The sequence below is a fragment of the Methanoregula sp. genome, assembly GCF_052325125.1.
GTDB lineage: Archaea > Halobacteriota > Methanomicrobia > Methanomicrobiales > Methanospirillaceae > Methanoregula.
The window spans coordinates 1-20,305 of record NZ_JBKQWO010000036.1; the positions used below are offsets into that span (position 1 = coordinate 1).

The 20,305-nt window shown below is 56.5% G+C and carries 26 protein-coding genes, 3 tRNA genes and 1 pseudogene; 21 read left to right on the forward strand and 9 right to left on the reverse strand.

Annotated features, from left to right (window positions below; genetic code table 11):
• Nucleotides 1-46: 46 nt before the first annotated feature.
• The 5 genes from ACLQMU_RS08850 to ACLQMU_RS08870 all read left to right on the forward strand — a co-directional run bounded on the left by ACLQMU_RS08850 (nt 47) and on the right by ACLQMU_RS08870 (nt 1,656).
• Nucleotides 47-152, forward strand: a tRNA-Tyr gene (locus ACLQMU_RS08850).
• A 14-nt stretch (nt 153-166) separates the two neighbouring features.
• A tRNA-Asp gene (locus ACLQMU_RS08855) sits at nt 167-239 on the forward strand.
• A 191-nt stretch (nt 240-430) separates the two neighbouring features.
• Entirely contained in the window at nt 431-661 is a 231-nt protein-coding gene (locus ACLQMU_RS08860) for a DUF7557 family protein (RefSeq protein WP_422148885.1), read from the forward strand.
• Nucleotides 661-936, forward strand: coding sequence for a type II toxin-antitoxin system RelE family toxin (locus tag ACLQMU_RS08865; protein ID WP_422148886.1), 276 nt, complete (start codon nt 661-663; stop codon nt 934-936). Before ACLQMU_RS08860 ends, ACLQMU_RS08865 begins: the two co-directional genes overlap by 1 nt.
• Before the next feature lie 207 nt (nt 937-1,143).
• Nucleotides 1,144-1,656 (forward strand): type IV pilin, encoded by a 513-nt coding sequence (locus ACLQMU_RS08870; protein ID WP_422148887.1) that lies wholly within the window; start codon nt 1,144-1,146, stop codon nt 1,654-1,656.
• Between the two features lie 38 nt (nt 1,657-1,694).
• On the opposite strand, the gene ACLQMU_RS08875 is transcribed toward ACLQMU_RS08870, so the two are convergent.
• On the reverse strand, nt 1,695-1,889 hold the full coding sequence (locus tag ACLQMU_RS08875) for a rubredoxin (RefSeq protein ID WP_422148888.1): 195 nt from the start codon (nt 1,887-1,889) through the stop codon (nt 1,695-1,697).
• 105 nt (nt 1,890-1,994) lie between these two features.
• Complete coding sequence (locus tag ACLQMU_RS08880; protein WP_424039969.1) at nt 1,995-2,555, reverse strand: endonuclease dU; 561 nt, start codon at nt 2,553-2,555, stop codon at nt 1,995-1,997.
• Nucleotides 2,556-2,593: 38 nt separating this feature from the next.
• Here ACLQMU_RS08880 and aglJ point away from each other — a divergent pair, with 38 nt between their 5' ends.
• Nucleotides 2,594-3,517: an S-layer glycoprotein N-glycosyltransferase AglJ gene (aglJ, locus tag ACLQMU_RS08885; protein ID WP_422150135.1), complete on the forward strand. Its 924-nt coding sequence runs from the start codon at nt 2,594-2,596 to the stop codon at nt 3,515-3,517.
• 99 nt (nt 3,518-3,616) lie between these two features.
• Here aglJ and ACLQMU_RS08890 read toward each other — a convergent pair whose 3' ends face one another.
• The 6 genes from ACLQMU_RS08890 to ACLQMU_RS08915 are packed head-to-tail and all read right to left on the reverse strand — an operon-like array spanning nt 3,617 to nt 8,041.
• Complete coding sequence (locus ACLQMU_RS08890; protein ID WP_422150134.1) at nt 3,617-4,153, reverse strand: aldolase; 537 nt, start codon at nt 4,151-4,153, stop codon at nt 3,617-3,619.
• On the reverse strand, nt 4,126-4,773 hold the full coding sequence (locus ACLQMU_RS08895; RefSeq protein WP_422150133.1) for an endonuclease III domain-containing protein: 648 nt from the start codon (nt 4,771-4,773) through the stop codon (nt 4,126-4,128). Before ACLQMU_RS08895 ends, ACLQMU_RS08890 begins: the two co-directional genes overlap by 28 nt.
• Entirely contained in the window at nt 4,751-5,401 is a 651-nt protein-coding gene (gene npdG / locus ACLQMU_RS08900; protein WP_422150132.1) for an NADPH-dependent F420 reductase, read from the reverse strand. The genes ACLQMU_RS08895 and npdG overlap by 23 nt, the downstream gene beginning before the upstream one ends.
• Complete coding sequence (gene trxA, locus ACLQMU_RS08905) at nt 5,402-5,674, reverse strand: thioredoxin (RefSeq protein ID WP_422150131.1); 273 nt, start codon at nt 5,672-5,674, stop codon at nt 5,402-5,404.
• Nucleotides 5,675-5,729: 55 nt separating this feature from the next.
• Nucleotides 5,730-7,190, reverse strand: a complete 1,461-nt coding sequence (locus ACLQMU_RS08910; RefSeq protein ID WP_443673666.1) for a preprotein translocase subunit SecD — start codon at nt 7,188-7,190, stop codon at nt 5,730-5,732.
• Entirely contained in the window at nt 7,187-8,041 is an 855-nt protein-coding gene (locus ACLQMU_RS08915) for a protein translocase subunit SecF (RefSeq protein ID WP_422150129.1), read from the reverse strand. The genes ACLQMU_RS08910 and ACLQMU_RS08915 overlap by 4 nt, the downstream gene beginning before the upstream one ends.
• A gap of 201 nt (nt 8,042-8,242) precedes the next feature.
• On the opposite strand from ACLQMU_RS08915, the gene ACLQMU_RS08920 reads away from it, so the two are divergent.
• The 15 genes from ACLQMU_RS08920 (at nt 8,243) to ACLQMU_RS08990 (ending at nt 19,448) form a co-directional block, all read left to right on the forward strand.
• Entirely contained in the window at nt 8,243-8,551 is a 309-nt protein-coding gene (locus ACLQMU_RS08920) for a DUF2551 domain-containing protein (RefSeq protein WP_422150128.1), read from the forward strand.
• Between the two features lie 122 nt (nt 8,552-8,673).
• Nucleotides 8,674-8,901 (forward strand): hypothetical protein, encoded by a 228-nt coding sequence (locus ACLQMU_RS08925; protein ID WP_422150127.1) that lies wholly within the window; start codon nt 8,674-8,676, stop codon nt 8,899-8,901.
• Nucleotides 8,898-9,305 (forward strand): archease, encoded by a 408-nt coding sequence (locus tag ACLQMU_RS08930; RefSeq protein ID WP_422150126.1) that lies wholly within the window; start codon nt 8,898-8,900, stop codon nt 9,303-9,305. Before ACLQMU_RS08925 ends, ACLQMU_RS08930 begins: the two co-directional genes overlap by 4 nt.
• Before the next feature lie 12 nt (nt 9,306-9,317).
• Nucleotides 9,318-10,751, forward strand: coding sequence for an RtcB family protein (locus ACLQMU_RS08935; protein WP_422150125.1), 1,434 nt, complete (start codon nt 9,318-9,320; stop codon nt 10,749-10,751).
• A complete protein-coding gene (locus ACLQMU_RS08940) occupies nt 10,748-11,323 on the forward strand; it encodes a hypothetical protein (RefSeq protein WP_422150124.1) in 576 nt (191 codons plus the stop codon). The genes ACLQMU_RS08935 and ACLQMU_RS08940 overlap by 4 nt, the downstream gene beginning before the upstream one ends.
• Nucleotides 11,324-11,359: 36 nt before the next feature.
• Nucleotides 11,360-11,782 carry a DUF2111 domain-containing protein gene (locus ACLQMU_RS08945; RefSeq protein WP_422150123.1) on the forward strand — a complete coding sequence of 141 codons (423 nt, stop codon included), beginning with the start codon at nt 11,360-11,362 and terminating at the stop codon, nt 11,780-11,782.
• 29 nt (nt 11,783-11,811) lie between these two features.
• Nucleotides 11,812-12,768: a biotin--[acetyl-CoA-carboxylase] ligase gene (locus ACLQMU_RS08950; RefSeq protein ID WP_422150122.1), complete on the forward strand. Its 957-nt coding sequence runs from the start codon at nt 11,812-11,814 to the stop codon at nt 12,766-12,768.
• 45 nt (nt 12,769-12,813) lie between these two features.
• The gene (locus tag ACLQMU_RS08955; protein WP_443673667.1) at nt 12,814-13,323 is read left to right on the forward strand and encodes a biotin transporter BioY; all 510 of its coding nucleotides are present in this window, start codon (nt 12,814-12,816) and stop codon (nt 13,321-13,323) included.
• A complete protein-coding gene (locus tag ACLQMU_RS08960; RefSeq protein WP_443673668.1) occupies nt 13,320-13,991 on the forward strand; it encodes an ATP-binding cassette domain-containing protein in 672 nt (223 codons plus the stop codon). Before ACLQMU_RS08955 ends, ACLQMU_RS08960 begins: the two co-directional genes overlap by 4 nt.
• Nucleotides 13,988-14,686 carry an ATP-binding cassette domain-containing protein gene (locus ACLQMU_RS08965; RefSeq protein ID WP_422150119.1) on the forward strand — a complete coding sequence of 233 codons (699 nt, stop codon included), beginning with the start codon at nt 13,988-13,990 and terminating at the stop codon, nt 14,684-14,686. The genes ACLQMU_RS08960 and ACLQMU_RS08965 overlap by 4 nt, the downstream gene beginning before the upstream one ends.
• Nucleotides 14,668-15,297 carry a hypothetical protein gene (locus tag ACLQMU_RS08970; RefSeq protein WP_422150118.1) on the forward strand — a complete coding sequence of 210 codons (630 nt, stop codon included), beginning with the start codon at nt 14,668-14,670 and terminating at the stop codon, nt 15,295-15,297. The genes ACLQMU_RS08965 and ACLQMU_RS08970 overlap by 19 nt, the downstream gene beginning before the upstream one ends.
• Before the next feature lie 70 nt (nt 15,298-15,367).
• A complete protein-coding gene (gene oadA / locus ACLQMU_RS08975; protein WP_443673669.1) occupies nt 15,368-17,116 on the forward strand; it encodes a sodium-extruding oxaloacetate decarboxylase subunit alpha in 1,749 nt (582 codons plus the stop codon).
• On the forward strand, nt 17,113-18,588 hold the full coding sequence (locus ACLQMU_RS08980; protein ID WP_422150116.1) for an acetyl-CoA carboxylase biotin carboxylase subunit: 1,476 nt from the start codon (nt 17,113-17,115) through the stop codon (nt 18,586-18,588). Before oadA ends, ACLQMU_RS08980 begins: the two co-directional genes overlap by 4 nt.
• 66 nt (nt 18,589-18,654) lie before the next feature.
• Nucleotides 18,655-18,776: transfer RNA gene (locus ACLQMU_RS08985), tRNA-Met, on the forward strand.
• 171 nt (nt 18,777-18,947) lie between these two features.
• Nucleotides 18,948-19,448 carry a DUF350 domain-containing protein gene (locus ACLQMU_RS08990; RefSeq protein WP_422150115.1) on the forward strand — a complete coding sequence of 167 codons (501 nt, stop codon included), beginning with the start codon at nt 18,948-18,950 and terminating at the stop codon, nt 19,446-19,448.
• A 437-nt stretch (nt 19,449-19,885) separates the two neighbouring features.
• On the opposite strand, the pseudogene ACLQMU_RS08995 reads toward ACLQMU_RS08990, so the two are convergent.
• A pseudogene (locus ACLQMU_RS08995) lies at nt 19,886-20,305 on the reverse strand (methyl coenzyme M reductase-arginine methyltransferase Mmp10); the annotation flags it as partial.

A 20,305-nucleotide genomic window follows, 5' to 3' on the forward strand; every position in this document is an offset into this window, starting at 1 on the left:
TACGATATGTTTAATAGGAAACTATCCCTACATTATTAGGCAGTGCCCCGCCTTAACTCAGCCTGGTAGAGTGCGCGGCTGTAGTATGGTTTGCCGGTTCCGGCAACTGCGCGGCTACCGCGATGTCCCCGGTCCGAATCCGGGAGGCGGGATATACTGTAACAGTGCCCAGGTAGTGTAGCGGCCTATCATGATTGCCTGTCACGCAATCGACTCGGATTCGAATTCCGACCTGGGCGTTTAACCGATTTTCATGAAGTTTTTCCGGAAGCACCTGTTATCATATCCAACAAGTCTGAGGTATTTCCGTTTTCTTTTTTATATGAAACTTCCCTTCCCGGAATTGACATTATCACGATGTGCCTCGGTATCTTTACCAGGATCGGGGCTATCGCATGCTATAATTAGTTATAATGTAATATAGTGACCCATGGCGACTACCACGGTCCAGCTCCGGAGTGAAACCAAGAAAATCTTGGATGACCTCAAGCAGAATCCCCGCGAGACCTATGATGATGTTGTCACGCGGCTTGCCGCGAGGGCCTATGACGATGAGCCCCTGACAAAGGAGGAGATCTCAGGTATCATGGCAAGCGTTGAGGATATTAAGAAAGGACGTGTGCAGACGCTCAGACAGGTCAGGGATGAGCTGGGTCTCTGATGGCATATATGGTTATCATCCCCAACCATGCGAAAAAGCAGTTGCAGGATCTCCCCCCGGAACAGGCAATACGGATTCTCGATGCGATTGAAGGCTTTGCCGGGGATCTGGATTACGTCCGTTATGATGTCCGCAAAGTAAAGGGCTCCCCGAGAGAATACCCGCGGTACCGGCTCAGGTCCGGTGAATACCGTGCAGTCTTGGTTATCCATCGCAACAAACTGATCATCGAAGTAGTAACAGGCGTGCGGAAACATGGCGGCATGGACTATTGATATGAAGATGTGTCGTGAGGTTCACAGGCGGGGGGTCGGCGGAACCTTTCGGCTGATGAAACGTTTCCCTTTGGACACGTGGTGAGAAGTGGCACTCTCCTGGGTGCCCGGTGGCTCCCCTCACGTGTATGGGTACCCGCCACCTCCCCATGATGTCAAGTAGTTTTTCCAATTACATTTATTGCCGATAATAAAAGAGTGAATACATTGTCATTCCCTCGCAGAACCCACGAAGCCTCGTCACCGGTAATCGGCATAATCCTGATGCTCGTGGTCACTTTTATTCTTGCGGCGCTCGTCCTGCTCATGATGGTTCATCTCCCCTACCAGTACGATGAATCCATTCCCGCGATCTTCAAGATTACCAAGATCCGGCATGTCAACGAAAATGGAGTCCTGAAATATGACAGTTACATGGTTGTCAAGAATACGGGAACAACCGGGTACGTGAACCTGGATCTCTATGCGCTGACTTACCGGAACGGGAAACTTCTGGAGTGCTCCATCAGTACCATGAACGGGTATGCGTACATCCCCACGCATCACTACCAGATCCAGACACTTGGGGGCCCAGGATCGCAGGGTCGGATCTGGGATCCGGACGAACTGATCTCAATTAATTACAAGGACGGAACCTTTCACCCGGGGGACGTGGTAACGTTCGAGGTCTACGATGTGGTGACCAATCAGATCATCTCACGCCACACGTATACTGCATAAAAAGATAGGAAAAATGGGGCCGGATGGACCCGGCCGCGTTAGTCATCGAGTCTTTTAAACACGCCTTTCTTGCATTTAAGAACCTTGCATTCCGGGCAGCGCCACGTTTCCGGCAGATCCTCGAACAACACTCCCGGGGGGATCCCTTGTGTTTTATCGCCTTTTGCCGGATCATAGATATAGTGGCATTCAAGACATACCCAGCGGGCGGGTTTTGCCGTCTGTTGTGTCATCTGGTTACCTCAATAGTTCTTTTTTATCCATCTACCTTGCCAGATATGAAATCTACGGTGGAGGCAGGAGAGTCGGGTTATCCCGTCCCGGGGAATCGCGACCGGTTAACTAATGAACCGGTGGACGGCCCGGGCAGTAATCCGTGCGACCCGGAGAGGTTCAGGAGTCTTTCCATCGCAGGTAAATGCCGTGCAGAGCAGGCCTGCGTCCGCAGGATCAAGCCCCCAGCTGCGGAGATACATCGTCTGGCCGTCCGGCAGGATGTGGGGGGTGCGTGTGCCAAGGCGGCGGTACGCGTCCAGCCGTGCGGTATCCCCGGGAAAATGGTGGCGGATATCTCCTTCGAGTCCCGCAGACTCCTCGTAGGTCACACAGATCACCGGCAGACCCGTGCACTCGAACACCCGCCCGGGGTCAATGATGTTGAAAAAGGCGATCACGCAGCCCGAGAGGAGGATCACGTTGATGTCCCGACGGCCGAGGGTATGAACGATCCGGAGGATCCCGTCAGTTGCATCCATGCCGCCTACTGTCACGCGGGAGAATGCGCAACCATCTGTTATGAGGTCTTTGCGCATCACGATCCCGGCAAGCGTCGAATGCTCACGGCCGGCATAGCTCTCCGCGATGCCGAGCGCACGGAGACCTTTTTTCGGGATATGCATAGAAGCACTTATGACAACCGGTTAAAAATACTATACCAATGAAATTCAATAAAGATGAGGTCTGTATCCTTATCCCCACGCTCAACGAGAGCCTGACCGTCGGTCCGGTGATAAAAGATTTCCGCAGTCTCGGGTATACCCACATCCTTGTCATCGATGGCAGGAGCTCGGACAACACCGTAAAGAATGCCCGGGAGGCCGGTGCACTGGTAAGGACCCAGTCCGGCAAAGGAAAGGGTAATGCGATCATCGAAGCGTTCGAGGTGATCGAGCAGCCGTATATCCTGATGCTTGACGGTGACGGGACGTACTCGGCAAAGGATGCGGAGAAAATGCTCACCCCGCTGTTCCTGGGATTCGATCAGGTGATTGGCGACCGGCTCATCAATGCGGAAGAGGGATCCTTCTCACACCTCAACCTCTTTGGCAACCACATGCTCAACCTCTTTTTCAAGCTCGCCCACAGCCGGGATCTTCACGATATCCTCTCCGGGTACCGGGCATTCACAAAACTGTCTATCCAGCAGATGAATCTCAAGGAGACCGGTTTTGAGATCGAGACCGAGATGTCGGTGGAAGCAGTACGGAACGGCCAGCGGATCATGGTCGTGCCCATACGGTACTCGCGCCGTCCGGGAACCCCGACAAAACTCTCCCCCTTCCATGACGGAATCCGGATCGTTACCACGATCTACCGCCTCGCCCGGGTCAACAACCCGCTCTTCTATTTTGGCATCATGGGCCTGTTTACGACCCTGCTTGGGATTCTTACCGGTGTTTATGTCCTGCTGGAATGGTTTCGCCATGTCGAACATATCCCGCTGACCATTCTCACGGTGCTTCTCATCGTCGTCGGTATCGAGATTTTCATGTTCGGGATGATCTCGGATATGCTGCTTGTATTCCACCGGGAGATCATACGGGAGATCCAGCTGAACCAGCCGCCCCGGCAGCTAAAGTAATCCCTGCCGTCATTTAATTTTCATTGTCCGGGGAGCGGCACCATAAAAATGCCGCCCTGCTTTTCGCAAAAAAGGAAGTTTTCCGGTTACGCGGTGTTTTTAGAGGAACATCTTCCTGAACGCGAGGATCCGGCAGGCATGTTCGGCAAGGGAGGTGAGCTGGAAGGCCTCATCCAGCGTTGCTCCTCCGGCAAAGGTCCCGTGCCCCCGGGCAATGACCAGTTTGTGATGCTGCATTATGCCGGCCACCGCATCCGCAAGCCCCTGGGTCCCGGGCGCTCCCGAGGTCACGGGGATGAGCGGGCAGAACATGATGCCTTCGCTGTCCAGCGGCCGGATCTCATCTGCCACAAGCGAGGCGGCAACAGCGTACGGGGGGTGGGCATGCACGATCGCTTTGTATGCGCTCTTTTTGTAGACCGCGAAATGGACGCGGTACTCGCTTGAGGCCTCCTTCGGGACCTCGCCACTGAAGGGTACGAACACGGGATCCCCCGGATCGTCAAGGTAGGCCCCGGTTCTCTTGACGAAAAATCCCTGCTCCCCGTCCCGCACACTTATATTTCCGAAGTTCCCGCCGACCAGGTGTTCGGCAAACAACCGCTGCCCTATCCGTTCAAATCCATAATCCTGCATCCTTCGCACCTCTTTTTTGTACACCAGCCTTTGGCGTATTCAACAATATGGGCATGGGTCTGGCGGTACGCGTGGGAGTCTGTCTCAAGCACGCTCTCGAAGAGGACCTTGAGCCCGGAGCGTGGGGTGGTGATGCCGGCGCACCGGGAGATCCGGTCCGTGTAGGCATCGATCACAAAACTCGCCCGGCCAAACCCGTAGCAGAGAATGCTGTCCGCGGTCTCCTCGCCAATCCCGTTCACCCCGAGCAGCCCTTCGCGGAGCGTTCCGGTCGGCATCGTCTCCATGCCGGCCACCCCTCCGCAGGTCCCGGTGACAAACGCAGCAAGAGCCTTGAGCCGGCGTGCCTTCATCCGGTAAAACCCGGTGCACCGGATGGCCGATTCGATCTCCACTTCCTCTGTGGTATCCAGTGCCGTCATCGAACAGAGGCCTTTTTCCCTGAGCAGCCGGAGCCCCCGTTTCACGTTCTCCCACCGGGTCTGCTGGGTCAGGATTGCACCGATCATGACCTCGTCAGTATCCCCCGGCCACCACGGGATCTCCCCGAACCGGGCCGCAAGGATGCCGACAATTTTTTGTGCCTTCCCGGCGTTATTAGCGGAACTGTATGCCGACATCCCGCATCTTGTTGTACCGTGCGATATTGAGCACCAGCGGTGTGAGCGATTCGATCAGCGGCGAGACGGAGAGCGGGCCGGCATTGAAGGCCTTGAGTTTTGAGATCCGGTTCACGATCTCCATTACCTCCTGCTTTGCCTCCTCGTCATCACCGCAGACTGGCACCGAGTACGCCAGTTCCTCGTCCAGCGCCTTCCACCGGTTGGCGGCGATGGTATTGAACGCGCAGCAGAGCCGCGCTTCTTTTGGCAGGAGTTTTTTGATCAGCAGGGCCGCCGATCCTTCCGGTGGGGGGACAAAGACAAAGTGATCCTGCTTCTCCATCGGGTTGACCGGGCTTATCACGATCTTGTCCTCAAACCCACAGAGCGTTGTGAGTGTCGGGACAACGTGCCTGAAAGGGATCGCGAGGATAACGATATCCGCCCGGTCGACAGCATCCTGGTTGGTTACGCCGCACAGTGAACACTCCTGACCCCGGTTTTTGAGGGTTTCCCGGGTGATCGTACAGCTCGCTTCGGCCTTATCCTGCTCCCGTGAACCGACCACGAGGTCAAAGATCGTGGAGAGCCGCATCGCCATGCCCTCCCCTATATCCCCGGTACCGCCGACAATGCCGATCTTCACTTATCCCACCAACGGCCTGAGCAGTTTTTCGAGCGTTGCGGCATCGGTAACGCCTTCCATCGTCTGGACAACTTTTCCGTCCTTCTCGATGATCAGGGTCGGGACCACACGAATCCCGTATTTTTCCGCAAGATCCATGTGCTCGTCGACATCCACTTTTTGTATCTCGACAGCGTCGCCCAGTTTCTTTGCCAGTTCTTCGATAATCGGCGTCTGCATCTGGCAGGGGCCGCACCACGTGGCAAAAAAATCGTACAGAACAGGTTTCGTCATATCATCATACCCGGTAGTGTTGTCGGTTAAAAAAAAAGATAAATCTATGGTATTGTTATTCGGAGAGGATCTCCATGATGATCTTGCCGTAAGCCGGCCGGGTCATCACGACACCCACGATGACACCCATCATGGTGATGATGGCAAATCCCTTGAGCGTTGAAAGGTCCATGAGTGCGAGCGGCAGCATCGCAATCAGCACGGTGGCTGCCGCGATCACGATGATGGTGAGCGCACGGGCAAGCCTCTTTAAGTAGACATTCGGCGACGGGACAATCCCTTCGTGCAGGATCTCGTCAGTAATGACGACCAGCTGGTCGATACCGGTCCCCAGCACGGCAATCAGCCCGGCAATGGTCGGGAGATCCATCTGGAACTTGATGACGCTGATGAACCCGAGCAGGATCACGATTTCGGATGCATTGATCAGCACCATGGGAAGCACGATCCTGGGCTCGCGGTACCGGTAGAAGATGACAAATGCGACCATGATGAGCGCGAGGATGCCTGCGATCAGGCACATCGTCATGTAATGCTGGCCAAGGGAGGCTGATGTCGAACCGGACCCGGCGACCGACACGTCAACCGGCAGCGCACCCGCCCTGAGCTGGATCTCAAGGTTTGTTGCCTCCTGCATCCCGTTCGTCCCGGTGCCCGTCGAGGCAAACAACTCGCGGGTAGGTTCGCTCTGGAGCGATCCTGCCAGTTGCTGGGACAGCGGCGCAGAGTACACCGTCTGGTTATCGAGAAGCATGGCGAGTTTGTGGTTGCTCGGGTCGACCGTTGCACCGTACTTGATAGCGGCACTCTGGAATGTGGAAGCCCCGTCTTCGCTTAAGGTGAACCCGACGCCCCAGTTTCCGCTGCCTGCCGGTGACTGGCTGGGTACCTGGACGCTTGTTATGGAATCCCCGTAGAGGACGTGCTCAGTGGAGTTACCGGTTGTCTGGATACGGATCTCGAATTTGCCCTGCTTTCCTATGATCTGCTGGGCCTGGTTCATATCGACACCGGCCATCTCCACGCGCACGTACCTGGCGACATTGTTCAGGCCGGTGAGCGTGTTGACCTTCGCGTCCTTGGTGCCCATCGCGTTGATCTTCTGTTCGAGAATCTGTTTTACCAGGTCCGCCGTAGCTGCCGATATGCCAGGCTGGTACGAGACCACGGTCCCGCCTTCGGCCGCAAAATAGGGCTCGAGTTCTGCCTGCGTGAAGGATTTACGAATCTCGAGGTGGCTGGCATCGACCTGTATCACATCGGTATCGAGGCTCTTTGAGAGATTGGTGACAAACGTATCGACCGGTTCTGTCGTCGTAAACCCGACTACTTCGGCTTTGAATTCGAGCTGGAGCCATGCACCCTGCTGGAGATCGAGGCCATACTGGAGGTTTGTTGTCAGGTTGCCATTGTTATCGAAATGCGGATAGATGGCGATGACCGAGAGGACCAGAAGGATAAGCAGCGCGAGTACACGCCAGTCCCTGAAGAGATCCTTCATCCGCTCTTTTTTCATTTCCCGCCTCCCTTGAGGACGTACCATTTCAGTATGCCGACGTTTGTAAGCCAGGTGTTGAGGATATCAAAGATAAGCCCCATCAGGAGGACCGCAGAGATCTCCTCTATGACCTCGACCTGTCCGGCCCAGGATACGATGAGCAGTACCGTGACCGCCGCGATAGTGGTAGAGGTCATGATGATACCGGTGCGGAATGCCCCGGTCAGCTTGTCGTTGAGTTTTCCCTGCCGTTTGAGCACCCGTGTGGTAAGCAGGATGTCGCTGTCCACGGAATAACCGATCAGCATGAGCAGCGCCGCAGTAGTCCCGAGAGAGAGCTGAATGCCGACGATGTTCATCATGGCAGCGGTCATAGCCATGTCGGCAAATGCGGAGAGGACAACTGCACAGGAAGGGATAAATGTCCGAAATGAAACAAATACGACGATTGCCATGCCGATAAAGGCAATGATGAGGGCAATAAACGCCTGGTCCTGCAGGGTCTTACCAAAGGATTCGCCGATCTGGTTAATCTGTGCATCGGGGTATTTGCTTTCGACCAGTGCGGTCAGGCTCTGGTACTGTGCATCGCTCATCGTCCCGAAAGTGATAAACTTCCCGTTGTTCAACCCCTCACTCACACTCACGAGAGGATAACCGGCAAAGATGGCCTGGATCTGATCGGAGGTATCAGGAGTGATCACCGTTACGGCCGTCCCGCCGGAGAAATCGATCCCCGGCTTGACCGGCATCCCGACCGTCACCGTGACAAACGCAAGGACCACCAGCGATATAGCCAGCAGCACCATCGGGATTATCACCAGTTGTTTTGGTGAATATTTTTCGATGTTATAATGGAATAATCCCATGTCATATTCATCTGTTCATTCACGATTAAATAATTACCAGATTGCGGGTAATAGCCGGCAGGTCTTCTGGTCCGGTAAAGATTCCGGTTCCTGTTTCGCAGAATATCCCTGTACCCTGCCGGAATGGCGGGATTTCCGAACGGGGTTTTTAAAACGGGAAAAAGCAAAAATTATATATGCGGAAAGCCGTGACACTACCTCATGAGATCTCAGTTTGAGATCGAACAGATGATTGAGGGCCGGCTGAGGTCGTATCTCTCACGGGATAAGACCGGCATCCGCCGGGAGGTGCTTCGTCTCCTCCTCAGGATCCGGCAGACAACCATTGCAGATATTCTTGCCGGACTAAAGGAACAGTTCCCGGTTTCATTCCACACCATCGCATCGATGGTCGGCATCATTGCCTCCCGCATCGGCATCCTGAGAGTCAGCCGGAGTGCCGGGGGGGTCACGACCTATGAACTCAAGGAGAAGTACGCATCCATGGTTGTCCGGCTCGTAGGTGTATGAACCTGGCCCCCTCATTTTAACCTAACCGTTTTTTAATTCCACCTTACAATACTACTGGCATAATGCCAGGGTATCCTTCTGATCCATCCGGTGTTTCCCGGATCGCAATTTCACCCGATGTCATGGACTACATCGAGAAGAGGAACTGTGATTTCCGCATCTGTACCTCCTGCGGAGGCCCAGTTCTCCTGCCAGTGCGCATAAAGCCCCCGAAAAAAAGCGATATCCTGCTCCAGGTGGCCCACCATATCATCTACATCTCCATCCACCAGGCACGCTTCCTCGAAGAAATTCGGACTGACATGATTCCTTTCTACGATGAAGGGCCGGAGGGTCAGGGGGAGAGATGAGTTTCGAAGAGCTGTCCCATACCGCAGATGTGAAGATACGGGCCCGTGCCTCCACGCCGGATGCCCTGTTCGGGGAGGCGTGCAGGGCGCTGATGCAGGTCATGTTCGGGGAAGACCGGAATGGCGGGACCTCCCGGGAGATTGACATCAGCGCACCGGATCGGGAATCGCTTCTCTGTGATTTTTTATCGGAAGTGCTGTACGTCTCTGAAGTAGAAGGGCTTGTCTTTCGTGATGCTGATGTTCACCTCGATGGTATGCATCTCCATGCGATCCTTGACGGCGAACCATTCGATCCGGCGCGGCATGCCCAGGGAACGGAGGTAAAGGGCATCTCGTACTCGGGCATGTCTATCCAGAAAGATGCCAAAGGATATATGGTGGACATCTTATTTGATGTATAGCGGGGTGAAGGGATGCTTGACAGGGTGACACGGGCCGGTGTGAATGAATGGGAGATCCCGGTTGGTTATGTGCCCGGCATGCGGGTGCCGGGGAGATTTTTCCTTTCGGACACGCTTGCGGCAATCCTTGAACCGGGTGCCGTGCAGCAGCTGGCAAATGTCGCCACCCTGCCCGGGATCGTCCGGTATTCGCTTGGCATGCCGGACCTCCACTGGGGGTACGGATTTCCCATCGGTGGCGTCGCCGCGTTTTCCCTTGAAGATGGTGTCATCTCCCCGGGGGGTGTCGGGTTTGATATCAACTGCGGGGTCCGGCTTTTTACCACGCCGCTCATGCCAGGAGATATCAAAAAGCCCCGTGAATTTATAGAGTCCCTGTACCATGCCGTGCCGACCGGTGTCGGTGCGAAGAGTTCCCTTGCGGTCTCCCCGGCTGCGCTTACGGCCATGATGGAGAAAGGGGCACGCTGGGCGGTGGAAGCCGGGTACGGCGTTGAACGGGATCTTGCCCGGTGTGAAGAAGGCGGCGCTATGAAGCAGGCCGATATCCGCGCGGTCTCGGCAAAAGCGCGGGCGCGGGGAATCCCCCAGGGGGGCACTCTCGGATCGGGCAACCATTTCCTTGAACTTCAGGTCGTCAGCGAGATCTACGATGAGACTGTTGCGGCCGCATTCGGTCTTGTACAGGGCCGGGTCTGCTGCATGATCCACTGCGGTTCGCGGGGGCTTGGCCACCAGGTGTGCACCGATCATCTCAAGACCCTCGAATCGGCGACAAAAAAATACCAGATCACGCTCCCGGATCGCCAGCTTGCCTGCGCCCCGGTCCAGTCCCCGGAGGGAACCGCCTACTTCGGCGCGATGGCCGCCGCGGCTAATTATGCATGGGCCAACCGCCAGCTGATCATGCACGCGGCACGCCGGGAATTCGTACGGATGTTCGGCATTGATTACGAGAGCATGCCGCTTGTCTACGATGTTACCCACAACGTCGCAAAGATCGAGGAACACATGGTTGCCGGGCAGAAGGTCCGGCTCTGCGTGCACCGCAAGGGTGCCACCCGCTCGTTCGGGCCGGAAACCCCGGGCCTGCCGGGAGATCTCGCCGCGATCGGCCAGCCGGTGATCATTCCCGGCAGCATGGGGACGTCCTCGTTCGTGCTCAAAGGGACCGCGACGGCAATGGAACGCACCTTCGGAAGTACCTGCCATGGGTCGGGCCGGGTCATGAGCAGGTCACAGGCGAAAAAAAGGATGACGGGTAAAGAAGTGGCGGATCATCTCCTCGCGCAGGGCATCATTGTCCGGGCGCCCAGCGAAGCGGCGATTGCCGACGAGGCGCCGGAGGTCTACAAGCCCAGCAGCGAGGTGGTTCAGGTGGTTCACGATGCCGGGCTCTCCACCCTTGTTGCCCGCCTGTCCCCTATAGGAGTGATCAAGGGGTGAGCTGCCGGGCGGGATTTGTCTGGGAAACACCCCAGCATTTTGTCAGGTACGTCGAGGATTGCGGTGTCCCGTGCGAGCTGGTCACGCCTTATATGCTGGCCGCCCCGTATTTCCGCGGCTCGTTTTCCTGCCTCATCGTCCCCACCGGTTTTGCAAACCCGGCCTACTGCCGGCTGCTCCCCGCGCTCCGGGCATCATCGGATCGCATCCGGCATTTTGTGGAGAATGGCGGGAACCTCCTCGTTTTCGGGGCAGCCATCGACCGGCCGGATGCGTATGACTGGCTGCCGTTCCCGGTCACGTACCGGCACGAGGTTTTTCCAAGGAAGATCGCGTGCGGATCGTCGGAACTGGGGATGGCTCTCGTAGAGGATTACGATCCCTCCTGCATAGAATGCGACGGTACGTTTCCCGTGCACGGGGGAAGTACTGCGGGGGCCTCCGGGGGTTCGCCACTTATTATCGAGAAAACGGTGGGGAAGGGAACGGTGGTCGTGACCAGTGTCCACGAATACCCCTCCCGGGCATTTATAAAAAAATTCTGTGCTTCCGGGATACAAACCTTATTCTAGCAGGAAAAATACCAGATTGATATGAGGTTGTGTCCGATGCACCGCTACACTTTTTGCGAAACTGCGGAGGCAGCAGATCTTGAACCCATCGTGCTGGCCATCCATGAGATCATCCACCGCCTTCCGGTAACGGCGAAATCGTTGCGGAGGCCCGGCATCCGTATCGAGGACGGCCGGGTAATCGATCGCAATTATTCCGGGCCGGTGCTCGAACAGGCCATCGCGACGAACACGGTGATAAAAACAACACCCGGGACAGGTGCATACAAGGGGGTGCCGGTGACTGTCGCCCCCATCCGGGACCACAAAGGGAGTGTCATCGGCGCAATCGGGGTCGTCGATGTCACGGGGATCTTCGATCTTGCCACGCTCATGGAGCACCAGTCCGCCATCCTCAAGCAGGTCTGCGGCAAGGATCCCTGCCCGCTGCCGGAAGAATCCATCAGTTCAAAAAGGTGATGTCAACGCCCGATTCAGCATTCAGGGTTATGGAGATTCTCGAAAAGTCTGACGGCCCGGTCTCCGGCGAGTCCATCAGCAACGAACTGGGCATTACCCGCTCCGCTGTCTGGAAGCACATCAACGAACTGCGCATGATGGGCTACGACATTTCGTCATCCCAGAAGGAAGGGTACCGGCTCACCCGCATGAGCAACAAGCTGCTCCCGTACGAGATCCACAAGAAACTCCAGACAAAATTCATCGGGAAGAAGATGAGGTACCTGGAGAATACGCCATCGACCATCTGGGCAGGAAAACAGCTCTGTGCCGAGGGCGATGTGGAAAAGATGCACGGGATGGTCATTATCGCCGAGGAGCAGACCGGGGGCATCGGCCGGATGGGGAGGGCATGGGTCTCGCCCAGCGGCGGGATCTGGATTACGATCGTCTTAAAGCCCCATATCCCGATCGATCGCATCTTTATGATCACCATGGCAGGCTCTGTCGCGGTGGCACGGGCGATACGAAAGGAATTCGATCTGGGCGCCTTAATCAAGTGGCCCAACGATATCTTCATCGGGAACAAGAAAGTCGCAGGGCTCCTCCTTGAACTTGCGGCTGAAGCCGATGCAGTGCACTACTGCCTGCTCGGGATAGGCATCGATGCAAACGTCTCCCTCACTCAGTTTTCCCCCGAGCTGCAGAACGATATCACCTCCATATCCGCAGAACTCGGTCATGAGGTCGACCGTGCTTCGTTCCTTGCCCGGATCTTAAAAGAGTTCGAGAGCCACTACCTCCTTATCGAGAGCGGGGAATACGATACCATCATCCGGGAGTGGAAGAGTCTCTCCTGCACGCTCGAACACCGGGTGGATATACGGACGCTCAAGAACAGTTTCTCCGGCGAAGCGATCGATATCGACGAATTCGGTGCGCTTATCATACGAAAAGACAACGGCAAGCTCGAGCGGGTAATTGCCGGCGATTGTTTCCACCAGTGAGCGGTGCTTTTTTATCGTCAACCAACATTTTTTTAGTGGTTGACGATGTTTGGTGATCTCCGGCGATCCCGCCGTGTTGCATATACTGCGGCGTTCATTGGACTCATCACGCTGGGCGGGTGGATTTCCGTCCCGTTTGTCCCCGTCCCGTTTACCCTCCAGACATTTTTTGTTTTGCTTGCGGCTGCCGCTATGAAGCGCGACGCTGTCATCCCGGTCGCGCTGTACGTGGCGCTGGGAGCACTCGGGCTGCCGGTCTTCCACAACGGTATCGCCGGATTTGGTGTCCTGCTCGGGCCGACCGGCGGGTACCTGCTCGGTTTTATCCCTGCTGTCCTGCTCGCCGGTATCTTGTATGAATCCGATGTGGCGGCGCTCCGGATCGCGGGTCTTGCCGGCGCTGCCGTGCTCATCCTCCTGTGCGGCGCGACATGGCTGATTGTTTCAACGGGCATGGCACCGGCTGCCGCACTTATCATCGGGATGGCGGTCTTCCTCCCCGGGGAAGCAGTGAAAGTCGGGGCCGTATACCTGGTTGGGCGACAGCTGCCATGATCGCCATCCGCGGGCTCCGGTACCGGTGTCTTGCTATCGATGCACTCGAAATAGCGCCGGGTATCACCTCCATGATCGGCCCTAACGGGAGTGGCAAGAGCACGTTTTTAAAGATCTGCTCCGGCATCGCAGAACCGGAGAGCGGTACGCTGCTCATAGACAACGAATCGCCCCGACTGACCGGAATCGGGTACGTGAATGAGTTCCCGGACCGGAACATCATCTTCCCGACCGTAAAAGATGAACTGGCGTCGCCGTTGCGATTCCGGTTTACTCCCTGCACAGAGACTGAGCGAGCAGTCCGTGACTGCGCCGGGTCTCTTGGGATCGGCCACCTGCTGGACCGGCGCATGCAGGACCTGAGCGGAGGGGAGAAGGTGCTTGTCGCGTTTGCCGCGGCGATTATTACCCGGCCCCGTGTCATCGTGCTCGATGAATGCGATTCGCACCTTGACGCCGGCCGGTGCAGGTGGCTGGAGGAGGCGCTCCGGGTGTCGGGCGCCGTGTACGTGATCCGGTGCACACAACAGATGGAGACTGCGGCACTCGGCGACCATCTGCTCTATCTCGAAAAGGGCCGGGTACTGCACGCAGGGACACCGGCCGAAGTTTTTCCCCAGATATCTGGTACGTCATTTTACCCGCTCTCGTGGAGGTGGCCGGCATGAGACTGGTCCTCGACCACGCTCGTGTGCACCGGCAGTCATGGTCGCTTGCAGCGGACGGGATTTTTTCCCCGGGAATTCACCTGGTGAGCGGGGATGTCGGCAGCGGGAAGTCCACGCTTGCCCTCATGATGGCCGGCCTTTATGCACCGGCAAGCGGTGCCGTGCGCCGGGAAGAGATCACCAGCACGATGCTCTCGTTCCAGTTCCCCGAGTTCCATGTGACAGGCCTCTCGGTGGCCGAGGAATGTGCATCGTGGAACCTTTCCCCGGAGACTGCTCTTGCGCAAGCAGGTATTGACGTGTCGCCGGAAACCCCGGCTCTTTCTCTCTCCAGAGGGGAGCTCAAACGCCTGCACCTTGCCTGTGCCCTCTCCCGGGATTACGATCTGCTGCTGCTCGATGAGCCGTTCTCGTCCCTTGACTGCCCGGGAAAAGAGCAGGTCTGCCGGCAGATCAGCGGAAGATCCAAAGGCATTACCGTTATTTTCACTCACGAGCAGAGCATATTTCCTGCAATTGACCGGATATGGGAAATCTCCGACAGGAGACTGGTTGATTGCGGAAAGATGCCACAAGCGCTAACGCAGTGGCAGCACGCGCCGCCGCTGGTCAGGCGACTGGTCGGGGCCGGGAGGATTCCTGAATCCATCACGCCGGAAGGGCTCCGGGAGGCAGCATGCAGGACCCGCGCGTAAGGTTTGCCTGTGCGTTCCTGCTCTCGCTTGCGGCCTTCATCAGCCTTGCCGGGGCGGCTGCGGTTTTTTTCTGGTGGCTGGTCTTTACCCCTCGATGGAAGAGCATCCGGCACCCCCGGGCCGTGCTTGCAACACTTCTGCTGTTTGTTATCATCGCTGCAGTCATAACCCTGACCGGCACAGGAGGACTCTCGTATCTTGTCCGGATGAGTGCGATCCTGCTGATTGGCACCTGGGCATATGCCGATTCCCGTGCCGGCGATTTCCTTGCCACGGGGACCTGGCTTTTAGGTCCACGGATCGGGTTTGAACCGGGTATGATCGCCGAGATGGCCATGGGGATGGCAGAGGATCTGTCAGAGGATTTTTCCCGGATACGACTCGCGATGGTGCAGAAGGGGCAGCCGTGGGGGATTTCCAGGATCCTGCCCGCCGGCAGGATTCTTATCTGCGATGCGCTACGGCGGGCGGAGGAGAGCGCTGAAATCCTTGCCATGCGGGGGTACCGTGGCGGGGGAACGGTCTGCACACGCTTTTCCGTGTCTTACCCTGAGATCACGGCCGGTGCCTTCGCTGTTGCCGCGCTCGTTTTCGCGTATTTTCTCCGTTAGTGAATTTTTTATACTTTACCGGTGAAGTTTTGAGAGGCTAATTGTAATACCGGAGGCCCTGAGGTTTCCCATGTGTGCTGCCGCTTCCCGCAAAGTTCTTATCACCGATACCACTCTTCGTGATGCCCACCAGTCTCTCATTGCCACCCGGCTCCGCACCGAAGACATGATCCCGCTTGCACGCGAGATTGACGCGTGCGGTTTTTTTTCAGCAGAGGCATGGGGCGGGGCCACGTTCGATACCTGCATACGGTTCCTCAATGACGATCCGTGGGACCGGCTCCGCGCACTCAAGGCGGAGCTCGTGCACACCCCGATCCAGATGCTGCTCCGTGGCCAGAACCTGGTCGGGTACCGCCATTATTCCGATGACGTAGTCGATCGTTTTGTTGCAGCCTCCTATAAGAACGGCGTGGATATCTTCCGGGTCTTTGACGCGCTCAACGATATCCGGAACATGAAGCGCTCGATGGAGCAGGTGAAAAAGGCCGGTGCGCACCTCCAGGGGACAATCTCCTATACGACAAGCCCGGTCCACAGCACGAAGATATTTATCGAGATGGCAAAGGAGCTGGCAGCCCTCGACTGCGATTCCATCTGCATCAAGGATATGGCCGGGCTGATCATGCCCGGGGCCGCCCGCGAACTTATTGGCGGGATCAAAGAAGCGGTCGATATCAGGGTCTGTCTTCACAGCCACTCCACGAGCGGGATTGCCCCCATGAGCTATCAGGCGGCCATCGAAGCCGGCGTGGATATTCTTGATACTGCCATGTCGCCGTTCTCGATGGGAACATCTCAGCCTCCCACCGAGAGTGTCGTGGCCTCGCTTATCGGGACGCCCCGGGATACCGGGATCGACCTGTTCAAACTCAGGACTGTCAGGAATACCTGCGTACAGATCCGCGAGAAGTACGCGGGGCTCGTGAGCCCGATCTCGGAACGCGTGGACAGCAACGTGCTCATCTACCAGCTGCCCGGTGGCATGATCAGCAACCTTGTTTCGCAGCTGGTGGAGCAGGATGCACTCAACCGGCTTGACGATGTGTTTGCCGAGATCCCCCGGGTGAGAAAAGACCTCGGCTACCCGCCGCTTGTGACGCCCACGAGCCAGATCGTGGGGACTCAGGCCGTCTTAAACGTGCTTGTCAACGGCCAGCGGTACGCGAATGTGACCAAAGAGGTCAAGGATTACGTGCGGGGACTGTACGGCCGCTCGCCGGCACCGGTCAGTGCCGAGATCCGGCACAAGATCATCGGCGACGAGGTCCCGATCGATTGCCGGCCTGCCGATATGCTCGAACCCTCCTATGAGCGCATGAAGGCAGAGGCGGAAAAAGCAGGCCTCGTGAAAAAGGAGGAGGACGTGCTCACGTACATTATGTACCCGGCAATCGCCCCGGCTTTTTTGAAAGGCGAGCGCCAGCCTGAACCGATCCCCGGAAAACAGCCGGCCGCCCAGCCTGCTACATCGGCCGGGGGCATACCGGACCAGATGGAGGTCGAAGTGGACGGAGAGGTCTTCTCCGTGCGTATCGTATCGGTTGGCGGGAACCAGGTACAGGTGGCGCAGGCTATGCCCCAGAAAGCGCCGCGGGGCGATATCGCCGGTGGGATCCGGAGCAACATGCAGGGCATGGTTCTCCAGGTCATGGTCAACCGGGGTGCGACCGTGAAGAAGGGCGACACCCTCATCGTCCTTGAGGCGATGAAAATGGAAAACCCCATCCACAGCCCGGTGGACGGCAAGGTCACCGAGATTTTTGTCGATACCGGCGATGTCGTCCAGAACGGCGATGTCCTGCTGGTGGTTCAATGAAATTTTTTGAGAAGATCCTGATTGCCAACCGGGGCGAGATCGCAATCCGGGTCATGCGTGCCTGCCGGGAGCTCGATATCGATACAGTGGCGATCTATTCCTCGGTGGACAAAAACGCCCTCCACGTGAAATATGCAGACGAAGCCTTCCCGGTCGGTGAGGCCCACCCGTCCAAGAGCTATCTCAACATGGATCGTATCGTCGACATCGCAAAAAAGAGCGGTGCCGAGGCGATCCACCCGGGGTATGGTTTTCTTGCGGAGAACTACCGGTTCGCCAGGCTCTGCGCAGATGAAGGCGTGACGTTCATCGGTCCGAAATCAAAAACCATCCAGGCCATGGGTTCCAAGATCGGCAGCAAGCAGCAGATGAAAAAAGCCGGCGTGCCCGTCCTTCCGGGGACCGATGACGGGATCCACGATATCGATATGGCCAAAACGGTGGCAGCGGAGATCGGTTATCCTGTGATCGTCAAAGCGAGCGCGGGCGGGGGCGGCATCGGAATGCAGATCGTCAACGACGAAACAGCGCTCGAAGAGGCGATCACAGGCAGCATGCGAATCGCCCAGTCCGCGTTTGGCGACCCGACAGTCTTTATCGAAAAATACCTGGTCAAGCCCCGGCACATCGAGTTCCAGGTGCTTGCAGATGAGCACGGGCACGCGGTCCACCTCTTTGACCGCGAGTGCTCCATCCAGCGCCGGCACCAGAAACTGGTCGAGGAAGCCCCATCGGCGATTATGACGCCCGAACTGCGTGAGCGCATGTCGGCCTCTGCACTTAAGGTTGCAGAAGCGTCCGATTACACGAACGCCGGTTCTGTCGAATTCCTGTACAGCAACGGGAATTATTATTTCATGGAGATGAACACCCGGCTGCAGGTCGAGCATACGATCACCGAGTTTATCACGGGGATCGATCTCGTCAGGCAGCAGATTGCCATTGCTGCCGGGGAGGCACTGCCCTTCGACCAGGAGGATATCTCGATCCGGGGGCACGCGATCGAATGCCGGATCAATGCGGAAGACCCGCTCAATACTTTTGCCGCGGACCCGGGCAAGATCCTCCGGTACCGTTCGCCGGGCGGCCCCGGTATCCGCGTGGACAGTGGCATCCACATGGGATATATGATTCCGCCGAATTATGATTCGATGATCGCAAAGCTCTGCGCATGGGACAGCACCCGCCCCGAGGTCATCAGGAGGATGCGCCGCGCAATCTCGGAGTACATCATCCTCGGGATCAAGACCACGCTCCCTCTTCACTATGCGATCATGAACAACCAGCAGTTCATCGAGGGCAATACCCATACCCACTTCCTGCAGGAAGAACATATCATAAAGACGCTGGAACGTTACAAGACCGACGAGGAGGCGCGGATGCAGACGCTGGCTGGCTCATTCTCGCAGGCAAACAAGGTCGCCGCGATTACGGCCGCAGTGAACGTGTACCTCCAGCAGAAAAAAGGCTGATACGTGCGCATCTTTCGTATCAGAACCTTTAAGAGTTTTTACGGTGTTGTAATTATGCACTTTTGTGCTGCGGTGGCCTAGCTGGTTAGGGCGCCAGACTCATAGGGTTTGATACACGTTCGAAATTATTTCGTGCGTGAGAACTTTGGGACATCTGGAGATCGTGGGATCGTAACCCACCCGCAGCATTTTTTTTATTTTCACGCAACTCCCGTTTTTTTATTTTTTGTACCGCAGTTAAAGGAGTTTATTTACCCGGAAAAGCCATCCGGTCACGGATTCTGGCAATTTCAACTTCCTGACGGGGATATATTTATGTGCCACATCAGCCCACAGAATACTAAAAATAAGGTGAGAAGATGATTCTTTTAAACGCAGCTGTCGGAATTATCCAGTTGATCATCGCGGTCATCCTTGCGGTGGTGGCACTGTTTATCGGATTTTCTGTCTTTGGGAAGATCACCAAGGATGTTGATGAGCAGCAGGAACTTAAAAAAGGCAATGTCGCCTTCGGTATTGTCGTTGCAGCAATCTTTGTCGCAATTGCGGTCGTTGTCCAGTCCGGTGTTTCGGGTATCTCGGTGGGCATCAGCAAGGCTTCGGTATATGGGTTACTGTCCGTCGACGGGCTGATTGCGATCAGCGTTGCGATCATCCAACTGGTTCTCGGGATCCTCCTTGCGATCGGTGCGATCTACCTCGCCTTAAACATCCTCGACAAGCTCACTACCGGTGTTCAGGAGTTCGAGGAACTTAAAAAAGGCAATGTCGCTGTCGCGCTCGAAATGGCCGGCGTCATCATCGCGGTTGCCCTGATTATCCAGTCAGGTATTGTCGGCATTACGGCCGCACTTGCCTGAAACAGTTTCATCATTTTTCTTTTTTGTTCTCTTCGTGGATCTATCAAAACAGTGTTTCCCGCGCTCCTTCTGGTGCTGGTCAATGGGGTCTTTGTCTCTTATATGCGAGAGGAGTCAGGACCTCTCATGGCAAATTATGAACCGACCGGGATCACTCCGGGACTATGAAAATCATAACCAGATAACAGTGGGATGGTTCCCCGCATCAGGGCCCTTTGGCGCACGGCGGGTCAAGGGAGTTTTTCACATGTGTATTAGTCACTGAACCGCCGCTGGGGCGTCCCTTCGGGGGCGGCGGCACTCATCGCATAGGTGAGGGGGGTAACGATCTCCTCATTTCTGAATGATTTTTGTGTTTTATCCATTTTAAAAAAAGCAGGATTTTTCCTGAGTCGTTTTCCCGAACAGGTTATTCTTTTTTGAACGAAACCGCCGGATCATTCCCCGTGCAGGTTGATCTGCCGGATAAGATTTGAGAAGCCTTCCATTTCCAGCGCAAGCACCTGGTTCCGGGTCATGCCCATACTGGTTTCGGCATCGGCCGTGAGCTGATCCGGCCCCCGGATCACCTCGCGGTGTGTCCCGTCCCGGCTCAGCAGTTTCCCGGCCTCCGCATCGTGGACAAAGGAGCGGCCCGGGATGATGACCGTCTGTTCGAGAATCGAGAGGTCGACTCTTTCGAGATCGTCGATGGTGATCAGGCAGGCGATCTCTTTTGTTACCGGGATAACCGGGGATGTGGCACCACGCGCTGACAATACCTCGCTGATAAAGGGTGCGGCCACAGAACCGGTGATAACCGATGCCCGGCGCCGGACCCGCGGGAGTTTTTTAAGGAGTGTCGGTTCATGCAGGAT